At 60.1% G+C, this 13,004-nt stretch carries 14 protein-coding genes; all 14 read left to right on the top strand.

The window, feature by feature from the left end; translation table 11 throughout:
* The first annotated feature begins 34 nt into the window (after nt 1-34).
* The 14 genes from ylxM to FFV09_RS19480 all read left to right on the top strand — a co-directional run bounded on the left by ylxM (nt 35) and on the right by FFV09_RS19480 (nt 12,828).
* Nucleotides 35-391: a YlxM family DNA-binding protein gene (gene ylxM, locus FFV09_RS19415; RefSeq protein ID WP_141449365.1), complete on the top strand. Its 357-nt coding sequence runs from the start codon at nt 35-37 to the stop codon at nt 389-391.
* 86 nt (nt 392-477) lie between these two features.
* Nucleotides 478-1,860 (top strand): signal recognition particle protein, encoded by a 1,383-nt coding sequence (gene ffh / locus FFV09_RS19420; RefSeq protein ID WP_141449366.1) that lies wholly within the window; start codon nt 478-480, stop codon nt 1,858-1,860.
* A gap of 64 nt (nt 1,861-1,924) precedes the next feature.
* Entirely contained in the window at nt 1,925-2,197 is a 273-nt protein-coding gene (gene rpsP, locus FFV09_RS19425; protein WP_018975061.1) for a 30S ribosomal protein S16, read from the top strand.
* Nucleotides 2,198-2,220: 23 nt separating this feature from the next.
* Nucleotides 2,221-2,451 (top strand): KH domain-containing protein, encoded by a 231-nt coding sequence (locus FFV09_RS19430; RefSeq protein ID WP_141449367.1) that lies wholly within the window; start codon nt 2,221-2,223, stop codon nt 2,449-2,451.
* A gap of 180 nt (nt 2,452-2,631) precedes the next feature.
* A complete protein-coding gene (gene rimM, locus FFV09_RS19435; protein WP_141449368.1) occupies nt 2,632-3,165 on the top strand; it encodes a ribosome maturation factor RimM in 534 nt (177 codons plus the stop codon).
* Nucleotides 3,165-3,965: a tRNA (guanosine(37)-N1)-methyltransferase TrmD gene (trmD, locus tag FFV09_RS19440; RefSeq protein WP_141449369.1), complete on the top strand. Its 801-nt coding sequence runs from the start codon at nt 3,165-3,167 to the stop codon at nt 3,963-3,965. The genes rimM and trmD overlap by 1 nt, the downstream gene beginning before the upstream one ends.
* 238 nt (nt 3,966-4,203) lie before the next feature.
* Entirely contained in the window at nt 4,204-6,624 is a 2,421-nt protein-coding gene (locus tag FFV09_RS19445; protein WP_170315087.1) for a TPM domain-containing protein, read from the top strand.
* Between the two features lie 204 nt (nt 6,625-6,828).
* On the top strand, nt 6,829-7,173 hold the full coding sequence (gene rplS / locus FFV09_RS19450; RefSeq protein ID WP_141449371.1) for a 50S ribosomal protein L19: 345 nt from the start codon (nt 6,829-6,831) through the stop codon (nt 7,171-7,173).
* 187 nt (nt 7,174-7,360) lie between these two features.
* Nucleotides 7,361-7,987, top strand: coding sequence for a signal peptidase I (gene lepB, locus FFV09_RS19455; RefSeq protein WP_141449372.1), 627 nt, complete (start codon nt 7,361-7,363; stop codon nt 7,985-7,987).
* A gap of 90 nt (nt 7,988-8,077) precedes the next feature.
* The gene (gene ylqF, locus FFV09_RS19460) at nt 8,078-8,941 is read left to right on the top strand and encodes a ribosome biogenesis GTPase YlqF (protein ID WP_141449373.1); all 864 of its coding nucleotides are present in this window, start codon (nt 8,078-8,080) and stop codon (nt 8,939-8,941) included.
* Between the two features lie 232 nt (nt 8,942-9,173).
* Nucleotides 9,174-9,848 carry a ribonuclease HII gene (locus tag FFV09_RS19465; RefSeq protein WP_281288505.1) on the top strand — a complete coding sequence of 225 codons (675 nt, stop codon included), beginning with the start codon at nt 9,174-9,176 and terminating at the stop codon, nt 9,846-9,848.
* A gap of 132 nt (nt 9,849-9,980) precedes the next feature.
* Nucleotides 9,981-12,146, top strand: coding sequence for a flagellar hook-length control protein FliK (locus FFV09_RS19470; RefSeq protein ID WP_141450546.1), 2,166 nt, complete (start codon nt 9,981-9,983; stop codon nt 12,144-12,146).
* On the top strand, nt 12,143-12,442 hold the full coding sequence (locus FFV09_RS19475) for an EscU/YscU/HrcU family type III secretion system export apparatus switch protein (protein ID WP_141449375.1): 300 nt from the start codon (nt 12,143-12,145) through the stop codon (nt 12,440-12,442). Before FFV09_RS19470 ends, FFV09_RS19475 begins: the two co-directional genes overlap by 4 nt.
* Nucleotides 12,439-12,828, top strand: coding sequence for a YraN family protein (locus FFV09_RS19480; protein WP_246098386.1), 390 nt, complete (start codon nt 12,439-12,441; stop codon nt 12,826-12,828). The genes FFV09_RS19475 and FFV09_RS19480 overlap by 4 nt, the downstream gene beginning before the upstream one ends.
* The last annotated feature ends 176 nt before the right edge of the window (nt 12,829-13,004 follow it).

Below are 13,004 nucleotides of genomic sequence, written 5' to 3' on the forward strand. Positions count from 1 at the left end.
AAAGTGTTTGGCCTTGACGAGAGGAGCGTTCCGGATGAGTCAGGACAATCGTCTGGAAAAGACGAATCGAATCAACCTGCTGTTCGCTTTTTACGAGCGCTTGCTGACGGAGAAGCAGCAGACTTTTCTGAAATATTATTTCCACGACGATTTCTCGCTTGGCGAGATTGCCGCGGAATTCGAAATTAGCCGCCAGGCGGTGTACGAACACATCAAGCGTGCGGAGCAGACGCTGGAGAATTACGAAGCGAAGCTCGAACTGCTGCGTCGGCACGAGAGCCGCATGCAGGAGATCCGCGAACTGGAAGCCATGTCGTTCGACGACAAGCTGCCGGAAGAGACGCGCAGCAGGCTCGGAACGATCTCGGGCAATCTGCAGGCTCTGGAATAGCGGTACGCGCACGATCTTGCAAATTCGATAAATGAGCGCCTTTCGATATATAATAGTAGAGAAGTGATCGAAACGGGGGTGAACCTATGGCATTTGAAGGATTGACAACGAGGCTCCAGAACGTTTTCGGCAAACTTCGGGGAAAAGGCAAAGTATCCGAAGAAGACGTAAACGATGCGATGCGCGAAGTGCGTCTGGCTTTGCTGGAAGCGGACGTCAACTTCAAGGTCGTAAAGGACTTTATCGGCAAAGTGAAGGAAAAAGCTCTCGGCAAGGAAGTCACCGAGAGCTTCACGCCGGGCATGGTCATCATCGACATCGTCAATAAGGAATTGACGGATCTGATGGGCGGCACGCAGTCCAAGCTCAACAAAAACACCCGGCCTCCTACCGTCATCATGATGGCGGGCCTGCAGGGCGCCGGCAAGACGACGACAACCGGCAAGCTTGCGAAGATGCTGCAAAAGCAGGGCAGCCGGCCGCTGATGGTCGCGGGCGACATCTATCGCCCCGCGGCGATCAAGCAGCTTCAGGTGCTCGGCGAGCAGCTGAACGTTCCGGTGTTCTCGCTCGGCGACCAGGTCAGTCCGGTCGAGATCGCCCGCAAAGGTCTGCAGGAAGCGAAGGACAAAGGCCATGACTACGTCATTATCGATACCGCCGGCCGCCTGCATATCGACGAAGAGCTGATGGACGAGCTGAAGCAGATCCATACGGAGACGAAGCCGGATGAAGTGCTGCTGGTCGTGGATGCCATGACCGGTCAGGACGCCGTCAACGTCGCCCAGAGCTTCAACGAACAGCTGTCGCTGACCGGCGTCGTGCTGACGAAGCTTGACGGCGATACGCGCGGCGGTGCCGCGCTGTCCGTCAAAGCCGTGACCGGCTGTCCGATCAAGTTCATCTCGCTCGGCGAGAAACTGGACGCGCTTGAGCCGTTCCACCCGGAGCGGATGGCTTCGCGGATTCTCGGGATGGGCGACATGCTGTCGCTGATCGAGAAAGCGCAGGCCGGAATCGACGAGAACAAGGCGAAGGAAATGGAGCGCAAAATGCGCAACGCGGAATTCACCTTCGACGATTTTCTTGAGCAGATGGAGCAGGTCAAGCAGCTTGGCCCGCTCGATCAGATCATGGACATGATCCCGGGCATGAGCAAGATGAAGCAGAAGACCGACATGAAGGTCGACGACAAGCAGGTCGGTCGGATCGAAGCAATCGTGCATTCGATGACGAGCGTGGAGAAGCAGACGCCGGATGTGATCAACTACAGCCGTCGCAAGCGGATCGCGGCAGGCAGCGGAACGTCGCTCGCCGAAGTGAACCGCTTGATCAAGCAGTTCGACGAGATGAAGAAGATGATGAAGCAGCTCTCGGGCATGATGGATTCCAAGGGCGGCGGCAAGAACAACAAAGCCATGAAGCAGATGCAAAAAATGAGTAAGGGCATGCGCTTCCCGTTCCGTTAAGCCGGAAGTGAAGCGATTAGGATAAAGCCTTAAAGCAGTTTATTTCTTGAAGGAGGTGATTTTCGTGGCAACTCGCATTCGTCTGAAGCGTATGGGCGCTCATAAAGCTCCTTTCTATCGTATCGTGGTATCGGATTCCCGTTCCCCGCGTGATGGACGCTTTATCGAGGAGATTGGTTACTACAACCCGGTCGCAGAACCGCAAGTAGTAAGCATCAACGAAGAAAAAGCATTGGCATGGCTGCAAACCGGCGCACAAGCGTCCGATACAGTTCGCAATCTGCTGAGCAAAGCCGGCATCATGAAGAAATTCCATGAAGCCAAACTGCAAAAATAAGACAGTGACTCGGAGGGGTTGACGTGGAACAGTTAGTAGCGGTCATCGCAAAAGCTCTGGTCGATCATCCGGAAGACGTCAAGGTCCGTACCGTAGAGAAAGAGTCCCTGGTCGTATACGAACTTTCCGTGCATCCCGATGACGTAGGCAAGATCATCGGGAAGCAGGGACGTATCGCCAAGGCGCTGCGCACGGTCGTGACGTCGGCAGCAGTCAAGCTGGACAAGCGGGTTACCGTGGATATCCAGTCTTAAAGGGAAAGTCCGGTGCGCGTGCGCATCGGCCGCTTTCCGGTCTTAAAGATATACGAAAAGGGGTTAGGAGGTTATCTTCCTAGCCCCTTTTCGTACATGGTCAAGACTTCGGCATCCCCTGCCGCCTTATATATAATGAAGCAAAAATTTATCGAAGCAGCGAAAGGACGGAATTGGAACATGAATTCGAATACCGAACCCCAGTTTTTGAGTGTAGGCAAAATCGCGAACACGCACGGCATACGCGGAGAATTAAAAATTTTTCCGTTTACCGATTTTCCCGAAGTTCGTTTCGCCGCGGGCAAGCGGCTGCTGTTGATCTCGCCGGAAGACGGTTCCAAGCTGCCGGTCAAAATTTTGTCGGCGCGCGAGCAAAAAAACGTGTATGTCGTCAAGCTGGACGGCTACGACAATATCAACCAGGTGGAAAAGTATAAAGGTTGGGACGTCAAAGTGCCAAAAGAAGAAGCGGTCGAAGAAGAAGAAAATGCGTATTACTTCCATGAAATTATGGGCTGCAAAGTGCTGACCGAACAAGGCGAAGAACTCGGCGTGATCATCGACATTTTGACGCCGGGCGCGAACGACGTCTGGGTCGTCAAAAGCGGCAGCGGCAAAGAACTGCTGATTCCTTATATCGAAAGCATCGTCAAAAGCGTCGATATCGCCGCCAAAACGGTCCGGATCGAAGTCATGGAAGGACTGCTCGACTGATGCGCATCGACGTACTCACTTTATTCCCGGATATGTTCGAAGGCGTGTTCGGGGCCAGCATTCTCGGCAAAGCGAGAGACAAAGGCCTCGTCCGTTTGTCGGCCGTCAATTTCCGCGAGTATTCCACGAACAAGCACGGCCAGGTGGACGATACGCCTTACGGCGGAGGCGGAGGCATGGTGCTCAAGCCCGAGCCGATCTTTGCCGCTGTGGAAGACCTGCTCCGGCGCAAAGAAGCGGAAACTCCGCAAACGGAGGCAGCCGCCGAAGACGATACCGTTCCTACTCCGGCCCCGCCCCGCATCGTGCTGCTGTGCCCGCAGGGCGAGACGTTCACGCAGCGCAAAGCGGAAGAGTTTGCCCGGGAAGAACATCTTATTTTTATTTGCGGGCATTACGAAGGTTATGACGAGCGGATTCGGACCGGCCTCGTAACGGACGAGATTTCGATCGGCGATTACGTACTGACGGGCGGCGAACTGCCGGCGATGGTCATGATCGACAGTACGGTGCGGCTGCTGCCGGGCGTGCTCGGCAACGAGAACAGCGCGGTCACGGATTCGTTCAGCACCGGCCTGCTGGAGTATCCGCATTACACCCGTCCGACCGAGTTCCGGGGCATGCAGGTACCGGACATTTTGCTGTCGGGGCATCATGCGAATATCGAGGCCTGGCGGCGGCGGGAATCGCTGCGCCGGACGCTGCAGCGCCGTCCCGAGCTGCTGGATCGGCTTGAGCTGAACAAGCAGGAGTCGAAATGGCTGGATGAGCTCAGACGCGAAGAAGAAGATCGCTTATAGAAGAAAATCGCCTATAGAAAAAAATCGTTCGCGCCGCGAGGCGGGCAGAGCCCTGGAATGTCGTGGAGACGAAATTCCAGGGCTTTTTCTCGTTTCGGCTGCTGCGGCAGATCCGCTTTTTTCTTTTTAAAAGAGAAAGACGGAGCGGGAAGGGACAGTTTGCGGACAAAAGGTTACATAGAGAAGAAGGACGTTGGAACGGCGCTCAAAGCGACGGATGGAAAAGGAGGCATGCAGGATGGGAAAAAAAGATATGAAAAAAGGACTGCCGCTGCTGTTTGCGGTGCTGCTTCTGCTGCTGACGGCGCTGCCGGCAGCCGCTTCGGTCGCGCAACGCGAACTCGTGACGGACGAGGCGGGGTTATTTACCGACAGCCAGATTCGGCAGATGGAGCAGGAACTCGGCAGCGGGACCTATAAAGTGTACGTGCTGACGGAGAGCGGTCTGGGCGAAAGCGACGCGGCCCGATTGTCGCAGCGGACGTACGAAGAGTGGGGACTGAATCGGAATGAATTGCTGCTGCTGATCGTAACGAATCCCAATACGGTGCATCTGGAGCTGAACAATACGGCGCTCGGCCGCGCGGATCGGATTATCGAGCGGGCTTTTTTGCCGGCGGCAAACGAAGACGGACCGGCCGCGGGCGCGCTTGCTGTCGGCGGGTACGTAAACGGAAGCGGGGCATCAGCCAACGGTTTGTCGTCGGGCGGCGGACTGTTCGCCGGAGGCGGCTGGCTGTACGTCATTCTGGCGCTCGGCGTGCTTGGCGTGGCGCTGTACGTGCCGATCAGTATGTTCCGCGCCGCTTCCCGCGTGAAGAAGCGGGCGCAGGAGTTGAAAAACCGGCAGCAAGCCGCTTCCGCCAAAGTGGACGGGATCATGGTGTCGGAGCTGTTTCGCGAGGTGGAGATGGGCTTCGTGCAGGGGCAGACGCTCAAGGAAGCCGAAGCGATCAGCCGCGAAGCGGTCGACCTGCATCAAGCGGGCGGCGAGCTGGCTTCGCGCCTTGAAGCTTTCCGTCCCGGCCCGTTCGCTTCCGGCGCCCAGCGCAAACAGCTCGACGCGCTGAGCAGCGAAGTGGAAGGCTGGGACAGCCGGATCGGGACGCTGTATGAGCGGTATGAGCAGGTATCCGCAAGCTTTGCCGAAGTGCGGCGCCGGGTAAGCGAAGGGCGGACTCTTGCGGCGGAGACGAAGAACAAGCTGGATCGGCTGCGCGGCGAAACGGGCTATCCGCTCGATGCGCTGCAGCGCGAATTCGACGCGGCGTCGGCGCTGCTGGAACGCGCGGACGGGCTGGACGAGTTCGACGTCATGCAGGCGGCCGCTCCGGCCGAGCAGGCGCTCGCAAGATTGGGCGACATTGCGGAGCATGTCGACGCGCTCGGCGGTCTGGCGGCCGAAGCCGCGCAGTGGCCCGGCCGGATCGTGCAGGCCGAGCGCGAGCTGCGTCCCGTCGTGGAACGCGAAGCGCTGATGCTGACCGAAGAAGACCCGTTTCGGTTGCTGAGCGAAGCGGGCGTGCAGACGCAGCGGCTGGACGGTCTGATCCGCGGCGGCGACGTGCCGGAAGCAAGAGCCTGCTCGGCCGGTATCGCCGCGCTGATTGCCGAAGCGAAAGATATCGTGCGCCGGCGCCTGGACAGCCGCTCTTCGTCGGCCCAATCGCTGCGGGACGCGGAGACGCTGCTGCGCGAGATCGAAGAGTTCGGTCCGCGTTACGAGAGTGAATGGAACGAACTGCGCGCAAGCTATGCCGAGTCGCATCTGGGTGAACAGCGCGCGCGGCAGGAAGAGATCGGCCAAGCCGAAGACGAGATTCGCCGGCTGCTGCCGGAGATCCGCTCCGCGCTTAATCCCCAGGTGCAGTATTACAAGGCGGCACGGGAGAAAAGCGACCGGGCGGACGAACTGGCGGCGCGCGCGCGGGAAGCCATGCGCGAAGCGCTGGGGTATGCCGATCAGCTGGCCGGACAGCGCCGTTCGGCGGAGCAGCGCCTGGAAGGGGCTCGCAGTGTTTTCCGTCAGGCGGGCGGGACTTACCGGGCGATGAATATGCGGATGCCGGAGTACGACCGGGCGCTGCAAGCGGCGGAGACGGACAGCGAAGCCGCCGCTTCGGCGCTGCGGAGCCAGCCGGTCGACCTGCTGCGCGCGGAGCCGCTGCTTGCGGCGTACGAGCGCGGCGCGGCCGATTTTGCGGGGCATATCCGCGAACTTCAGCAGAAGCGCGACGAAGCAATGACGCAGCTGGAGCGGCTGAACAGCGATTTCCTCGGCCGGGAGCCCGGTTATCGGCTTCACCTGCAGACGCGTCCTTATGCCGCGCGGTACGGGGAATTCGAAGCCGAAGCCCGTCGGCTGATCGCGGCCGGCCGCTTCGACGAAGCGCTGGCGCAGGCGGCGTACGGACGCCAGGTGCTGGACGAAATGGAGCGCGACTACCGCCTGGCCGTCCAGCGAGCCAACAACAACCGCCGCGGAGGCGGGGGATTCGGCGGAGGCTTCGGAGGCGGATTCGGGGGCCCGGGCAATCGTCCGGGCGGCGGCCGTTCATCCGGAGGTTCGAGTTGGGGCGGTAGCGGCCGCTCCAGCGGTTCGTCTTCCTGGGGCAAAGGCGGGGGAAGCGGCCGTTCGTCCGGTTCTTCCAAATGGTAAAAAGCCCGGATTCCGCGGGGTAGAAGCGAGTCTGGAAAATAAATAGGGCGCGGCGGAGAAAATTTGTGAGAATGTCTTGCCTTTTTGTGAAGTTTCATGATAAAATCAATCCGTTGTGTAATCTTGCGGTCCTCTGCGAATGATGAGGCGGAATTTATTTCCGAAGAAGACGTACGAACGCATGTGTGGAAGGAGGAAACAAACATGAATTTGCTTCAAACTCTTACTCAGGAACAACTGCGTACAGACATTCCAAGCTTCCGTCCTGGCGACACTTTGAAAGTGCACGTTAAGGTTATCGAGGGAACTCGCGAACGTATCCAGTTGTTTGAAGGTGTTGTGATCAAGCGCAAAGGTGGCGGCATTGCCGAAACTTTCACGGTTCGTAAGATCTCTTACGGCGTGGGCGTGGAAAGAACTTTCCCGATCAACTCGCCAAAACTCGACAAAATCGAAGTCGTGCGTTACGGTAAAGTCCGTCGTGCGAAACTGTACTACCTGCGCGATCTGCGCGGTAAAGCAGCCAGAATTAAAGAAGTTCGCCGTTAATTTTCTTTCGGGAAAACAAACGGGCGAAAATGGGGAGCTTGGAAACAAGCTCCTTTCGTTTTATTCTCATAACGGTTAAGAATATGAGCATTTCTCAAAACCGGAAGGCCGCGAAGCTTTTTTCACGGTCGGACGTTTTTGCAAAATGCTGATGTTCGGATATCACTCGTAAGGAGAGGGCAAGCTAATGGAAGAGAACGTGAACCATCCCGCGCAGAGATCGGAAGACGCGCCTAAAAATCCGAAAAACAAAGTCAAAAGCGAGACCCTTGAATGGATTAAGGCAATCGCGATCGCGCTGGTACTCGTTTTTGTGATTCGCTGGCTGTTGTTCGCGCCTTACATGGTCGACGGAGAATCGATGCACCCGAATTTCCAGGACGGCGAACGCGTAATCGTCAACAAGATTTTGTACGATATCCGCGCCCCGCACAAAGACGAAGTCATCGTGTTCAAAGTGCCTTCCGAAGACAACAAAGAATTTATCAAGCGCGTTATCGCGCTGCCGGGAGATACGGTTAAGGTCGAAGGCGACGACGTTATGGTTAACGGCAAGCTGATCGAAGAACCTTATATCCAGGGCGTGCTCGACGAAGCCCACAACAACGGCGAGACGTACAACAACAATACCAATTTCCCGAACCCGAACTTCCCGGACGGAACCGTTCCCGCGGACCATGTGTTCGTCATGGGCGACAACCGTCCCAACAGCAAAGACAGCCGGATGATCGGGTACGTGCCGTTCAGCGACATTACCGGCCGCGCCGATCTGGTGTTCTGGCCGTTCAGCGATCTGCATATCGTCAATCATTAACCGCCGTTTGCCGCAAGAAGGCAAGCGGAGCATGACCGGCCGTCGCGCGGGCAGTTGGCGCAAAGCCGTTAAGAGAGGTGACTCACCGTTATGACAATTCAATGGTTTCCCGGTCATATGACCCGGGCGCGCAGACAGATCGAAGCGAAGCTGAGCCTGATCGATCTTGCGATCGAACTGCTCGACGCACGCCTTCCGCTGTCCAGCCGCAACCCGATGATCGGCGACATTCTAAGAGACAAACCCCGTCTGATCCTGCTCAACAAATCGGATCTGGCGGACCCCGAGATGACGAAGAAATGGATCGACTATTTCCGCAGCGAAGGCCATACGGCGATTGAGACCGATTCGTCGGGCGGTCGCGGCATGAAAGAAATTTCGATTCAGGCCAAAGCGCTGCTGCAGGAAAAGATTGATCGCCAGATTTCCAAAGGCATGAATCCCCGGGCCGTGCGCGCTTTGATCGTCGGCATTCCGAACGTCGGCAAGTCGACGCTGATCAACCGGCTGGCCGGCAAAAGTATCGCCGAAACGGGAGACCGTCCGGGCGTGACCAAAGGCCAACAGTGGATCAAGGTCGGCAAAGAAATGGAACTGCTCGATACGCCGGGTATTCTGTGGCCGAAGTTCGAAGATCAGAACGTCGGCATGAAGCTCGCGGTTACCGGAGCGATCAAGGAAGACGTGCTGAACGTGGAAGAGATTACGTTTTTCGCGGTCAAGTATTTTGCGGAGCATTACTGGCATCGGTTGTCCGAGCGCTTTGATCTCGGCGAACGTCCCGACGCGTTCGACGACGCGGACGAAATCGTACGCATCATGGAAGTGGTCGGACGCAAACGCGGCTGCCTCATGAGCGGCGGACGCGTCGATCTGCAAAAAGCGTCCATTTTGTTCCTCAGAGAACTGCGTGCCGGAAAAATGGGCCGCTTCTCGCTGGAAGAACCTTTCTAACAAACGCAAGGAAACGCGGGTGCGCGCAAGCGGCCAATTAGCAGAAGCAACAAGCCAGCCGCCGCGCACACCGCGCGGGAGAAGATCGCTGAACGAGACGTATGGACCGCGCTTGACGGAAGCTTGCATGACGAGCAGCCGGAGCGGTGCATGAGCCGCGTTCCGCGATCTTTTTTTGCATGGACGGTAAGATCGGGAACGAGCGTCAACAGATCCGTGAAAATCGGTTAAAATAAAACAAAGAACGGGGGAACGCAGAATGCCGAAAGAGAAAAAAGCAAAAGTGGAGATCGATCGCCTGCTGCTGGAAAAAGAATGGTGGACGGAAGGATACGAACGTATCGCCGGCGTCGACGAAGTCGGCCGGGGCTGCATGTTCGGCGACGTGGTCGCGGCCGCGGTCATTCTTCCGGCAGGGCTCAAGATCGACGGGATCGACGATTCCAAAAAGCTGTCCGAGAAAAAACGCGACGAGCTGTACGACATCATTATGCAGGAAGCGGTCGCCGTCGGAGTGGGCCGTGTCGACGCGGAGACGATCGACCGGATCAATATCAGACAGGCTTCGCGCCTGGCGATGAAAATGGCTGTCGAAGCGCTGCCGGAGCAGGCGGATGCCCTGTTGGTCGATGCGGAGAACATTCAGGTGGAACTGCCGCAGCGCGCTATTATCAAAGGCGACTCGCTGAGTCAGAGCATCGGAGCGGCTTCGATCGTGGCCAAGGTGACGCGGGACCGGCTGTGCGCCGGAGAATGGGAACGCGATTATCCCGGTTACGGGATTGCCGTGCACAAAGGGTACGGAACGGCCGTGCACCGCGAAAAGATTTTGGAGCTGGGCATCAGTCCGCTGCACCGGCACAGCTTTTTGGTCAAAATGAAAGCGGAATACGAGCAGCTGCGTTAGAAAAAGACGACGAAAAACGCGATATTGCCGGTAGGCGGTTCTTATTGCCGGCGTCCTTTTGTCCGATATACCGGATAGAAGGTCTGGCCTCGTCTGAGGTCAAGCCAAATTCAGGAAAGCGGGGTGAGCGGGATGAACATCGGTTCGTTATTCAAAAACATCATCGGAGACGCCAAGCCCGGCGAGATCAAGCAGGTAGACCTCAAAGCGGGACAGGTCGTCCGGGGCGTCGTCCAATCGGTATCCGAAGACGGCAAAGAAGCGGTGCTTCAGATTCAGGGCGTCAAAGTGAACGCCAAGCTGGAAACGCCGCTGCAGGCGGGGCAGACGTCCTTTATGCAGGTGCAGCCTGCGGCGGAAGACGGCTCGATCGTCCTGAAGCCGGTTGCGGCTCCTCCGGGCGCCGCAGCCGGGGCGCAGTCGATGGAAGACACGCTGAAGCAGGTCGGCCTGCCCGACAACAAGCCGAACCGCGAGTTGATCCGCATGATGCAGCAGGCCGATATTCCGGTCACCCGCGAGCAGACGACAGAAGTGCGCAATCTGCTTGCGCAAAAGCCGGCTGCGGTAGACGCGCAGCAGTGGGTACGCTCGATCGGCATTTTGCAGCAGCGCGGACTTCCGTTGACGCCGCAGAGCGTGGCCGGCATGCAGCAGGCCGTATTCGGACCTCCGGCATCGGCGCTGCTGCAAAATCTGGAGCAGCATGTCGCGGCCGCGCTGTCGCAGTTCGGCGAAGCGTCGGGCGACGAAGCGGCCGGATCGGGCCGTCCGAACGTCGGCGCGCAGGCGGCGAACGCGGCCGCTTCGGCCGCTGCGCCAGCAGCGGGTAACGCTGCCCCTGCGGGTGGCAGCGGCGTGCCGGCGCCGAACGCGGGCGCCGCTCCCGCCGGGACCGCGGCCCCGGCCGGCAGCCCGGCCAATCCGGCCGCTGCCGGAGCGGCGGCGCCGGCGGACGGCGAGCAGAGCCCGCCGCTTGCGGCCCGCACCGCCGCCCAGGCGGAAGCCGGCGCTGCGCCCGGCGCCGGCGCAGCGGCCGAAGCTCCCGCCGCTGCGCAGGCCGCGGGGCGCACGGCTCCCGCGGCCGGCACGGCCGGCGCAGCTTCGGCGCCGGCTGCGGCGGCCCAGCCTGCCGCCCAGCCGTCCGCGGCGACCGCGAACGGCCAACCGGCGCCTGCGGCTGCCGGAACGGCCGCGCCCGGCGAAGCCGACGCGGCCCTGCTGCGCAAAGTGCAGGCGCTGCTCGACGAGCTTCGCTCCGCCGCCGCAGGCGGCACGGCCGCAGCGGGAAGTTCTCCCGCGTCGGCCGCGCAGGGCGCGCCGCAGCAGGCGCAGGCCGATGCGGCGGAGGGCGGCCCCTGGGTCGGCCGACTGCTCAAGATGCTCGGTGCGGAGCACGAGCATCAGGCCGCGCGTGCGACGCTGCTGAACGCGGCTCCGCCCGCGCCCGCCGCGCAGCCGGCGGCCCAGACGCCGCCGGCCTCGGCCCAGGGCCAGACCGCGCAGCCGCCGGGAACGCCGCCGGCCCAGACCCAGCCCCAACAGACGCCGCCGGTATCCGCGCAGGCGCAGACCGCCGCGGCTCCTGCCGCAGCCGCGGCCAATACGGACACCCCAGACAGCTTGTCGGCTGCCGTCCGCACGGCGGCGGAACAGGCGCTGCGCGGCCTGCAGGGGGAACTCGGCCGTCCCGAGAGTGCCGCTTCGGCTTCCGAAGCCCGATCCGCCCAAACGGCCGGCACTCCGCAGTTGGCCGAAGTGCGCGAGAATCTCAAGTCGCTGCTGCTTCAGCTGTCGGCTTCCGATTCGCTGCCGCCCGCGCTCAAAGACGCGGCGCAGCAGGCCGTTCAGCAGATGACCGGGCAGCAGCTGCTGCTCAATACCGATCGGACCGCGCCTTTTGCCCAGGTGACGATGTTCCTGCCGTTTGTCGGTCCCGACGGCAACCAGACCGCGTCCGTCCAGATCGAATCCAGGCGCGGAAGCAAAGGCGAGCTGGACGCTTCGAACTGCCGGCTGTGGTTCGACCTGGATATGAAGTCGCTCGGCCGTACGGTCATCGACGTGCAGGTCGTGGATCGCAAAGTCAGCCTGAATTTCCGCAACGACGAAGAATGGGCGCGCCCGCTGCTCGAAGCCGGCCAGCCGCAGATCGCTTCGGCGCTCGATGCCGCAGGCTATCAGCTTATGGCGCTGCGCACGGACGCGCTGCCCGAGCGAACCGCTGCCGCGGGCGAGACAGGCACGTCGCTGTCCTTCGTGCCGCAGGCCTATCGGGGAGTGGATGTGAAAATATGAAAGAGTCCAAACCGGAAGAAGCGGCGCGCAAACGCGCCGTCGCCCTGCGTTATTCGCCGGAGCAGATGTCCGCGCCGACGGTCGTCGCCAAAGGCAGCGGCAGCATCGCCGAAGCGATCCTCGCCCGCGCGCAGGAAGCCGGCGTTCCGATCCAGGAAGATGCGGCGCTGGTCGAAGTGCTGTCCAAGCTTGATCTCGACCAGCAGATTCCCGGCGAGCTGTACGGCCTCGTGGCCGAGCTGCTGTCCTTCGTGTATCGCAGCGACCGGGAAGCGGCCAGAAGAGCGGGCCGGTGAACGGCCCGCCGGAAGACCGTCCCATCCCGCCGACGCGGCAGGACAAAGGCCGGGCCGCCGAAGAAGCGGCCGTTCTGCATTTGCAGCGTCAAGGGTGGACGATCGCCGAGCGGAACTGGAGCTGCCGCTCCGGCGAACTGGACGTCATCGCCACCAAAGGGCCGATTATCCTGTTCGTGGAAGTACGCAGCCGGAGCGGCAGCGGATTCGGCCTGCCGGCCGAGTCGGTAGACGCGCGCAAAGTGCGCAAAGTACGGCAGACCGCCGAAGTGTATTTGCATCGGTTCGGCTTGTCCGACCGCGAAATTCGCTTCGACGTGATCGCCGTCATGCTCGGCCGCCGACTTGAGATCCGCTCGCTGGATCATATCGAAGAAGCTTTTTAGCGGCAGTCGACTGCTTTCGGCAGCGCGACAATTCGTCTTACGCCCGATATCGGACGAATCCAACTATGGAAAAGGGATTTGCGTCCTATGAACGAAAAAAGGCTGCCCGGAGATTTCCGGGCAGCCTTTTTATTATGTTGATCGCTGCAAGCAAAAGAGGGAGCAGCCTGCGCCAA

The organism is Saccharibacillus brassicae (assembly GCF_006542275.1).
Classification (GTDB): domain Bacteria; phylum Bacillota; class Bacilli; order Paenibacillales; family Paenibacillaceae; genus Saccharibacillus; species Saccharibacillus brassicae.

Bases quoted from the DNA above. Each gene is read 5' to 3' on its own strand.
- ylxM (WP_141449365.1), top strand. From the start codon at position 35: ATGAGTCAGGACAATCGTCTGGAAAAGACGAATCGAATCAACCTGCTG.
- ffh (WP_141449366.1), top strand. From the start codon at position 478: ATGGCATTTGAAGGATTGACAACGAGGCTCCAGAACGTTTTCGGCAAA.
- rimM (WP_141449368.1), top strand. From the start codon at position 2,632: ATGAATTCGAATACCGAACCCCAGTTTTTGAGTGTAGGCAAAATCGCG.
- trmD (WP_141449369.1), top strand. From the start codon at position 3,165: ATGCGCATCGACGTACTCACTTTATTCCCGGATATGTTCGAAGGCGTG.
- FFV09_RS19445 (WP_170315087.1), top strand. From the start codon at position 4,204: ATGGGAAAAAAAGATATGAAAAAAGGACTGCCGCTGCTGTTTGCGGTG.
- rplS (WP_141449371.1), top strand. From the start codon at position 6,829: ATGAATTTGCTTCAAACTCTTACTCAGGAACAACTGCGTACAGACATT.
- lepB (WP_141449372.1), top strand. From the start codon at position 7,361: ATGGAAGAGAACGTGAACCATCCCGCGCAGAGATCGGAAGACGCGCCT.
- ylqF (WP_141449373.1), top strand. From the start codon at position 8,078: ATGACAATTCAATGGTTTCCCGGTCATATGACCCGGGCGCGCAGACAG.
- FFV09_RS19470 (WP_141450546.1), top strand. From the start codon at position 9,981: ATGAACATCGGTTCGTTATTCAAAAACATCATCGGAGACGCCAAGCCC.
- FFV09_RS19475 (WP_141449375.1), top strand. From the start codon at position 12,143: ATGAAAGAGTCCAAACCGGAAGAAGCGGCGCGCAAACGCGCCGTCGCC.